Source organism: Wolbachia endosymbiont of Cardiocondyla obscurior (assembly GCF_902713635.1).
In the GTDB taxonomy this organism is placed as follows: domain Bacteria; phylum Pseudomonadota; class Alphaproteobacteria; order Rickettsiales; family Anaplasmataceae; genus Wolbachia; species Wolbachia pipientis.
Genome location: NZ_CACTIU010000117.1, coordinates 1 through 975, shown reverse-complemented (window position 1 = coordinate 975; position 975 = coordinate 1). Strand labels below are relative to the sequence as shown.

The 975-nt window shown below is 33.3% G+C and carries 1 protein-coding gene; it reads left to right on the top strand.

What is annotated here, in order from left to right; translation table 11 throughout:
* The first annotated feature begins 80 nt into the window (after positions 1–80).
* Positions 81–914, top strand: coding sequence for a transposase family protein (locus WOCAOBSORBRA_RS06025; RefSeq protein ID WP_174516155.1), 834 nt, complete (start codon positions 81–83; stop codon positions 912–914).
* Positions 915–975 lie beyond the last annotated feature (61 nt).

The window sequence follows — 975 nt, the reverse complement described above, 5'->3', positions numbered from 1 at the left end:
TCTAGAGACCTGCTGCAAAAGGTGATTGAAAAAATGATGTGAGAGAGGTAGAAGAAGAAGCAGATCAAGTAAGGAAAAAAATGAGCTTTAGTTACTATAATATGAAAAAACACCCAAGAAACTTTCGTAATATAACAGGTTTAACTATAGAGGAGTTCAAAAAAGTAGTGGAAAAAGTGAGGTCTGGATGGGAAAAACTTGAAAAACAGAAAAAGTGTCATGGTAGAAGATCAAAACTACCAACTCTGGAAGATAAGTTGTTTTGCGTAATTTTGTACTATCGCACTTACATAACGCATAGATTTTTAGGATGCCTATTCAATGTACACAACGCAAATGTATGTAGGTTACTTAAGAGAATAGAGCCATTACTCGCCAAAAAAGTGACTATAACAAAAGATAGAAGTATGACGCCAGAAAAAATACTGAAGATTTTGGCTGATGTTACAGAACAGCAAATACAGAGACCAGAAGATAGTAAAAAACGGAAGAAATCATATTCAGGAAAAAAAAGAACCAACACTATGAAAACTGAGATTATTATCGAAGAAGGAGGAAGAATTTTATCAGTGTCAAAGTCATACCGTGGTAGAATTAGTGATTTTCGCATAAGGAAACAAGAAAAATATTTACCACTTGATAGCATAAAACATGCCGATTCTGGATATCAAGGTTGGCAAAAATTGCAAAGCAATGTTATAATTCCATATAAAAAGTATCGTAAAAAGCCATTAACTCCAGAGCAGAAAGAGCATAATAGAAGATTAGCATCATTTAGAATGAGAGTAGAAAACAAGATCCGAGAGATAAAGATATTTAAGATTATGTCGAATGTTTATCGCAATTTTCAGAAAAAATATAACCTGAGATTCAATATTATTGCTGGTATTGTAAATCTTAAGCACGCCTTTTAGTTAACCTTCATTTTAGTCACCCTCCTTTCCTTCTTTTTATCGCTTGATTCGCAGCAGGTCT

Coding starts and splice junctions, on each gene's coding strand:
- WOCAOBSORBRA_RS06025 (WP_174516155.1), top strand. CDS start 81: ATGAGCTTTAGTTACTATAATATGAAAAAACACCCAAGAAACTTTCGT.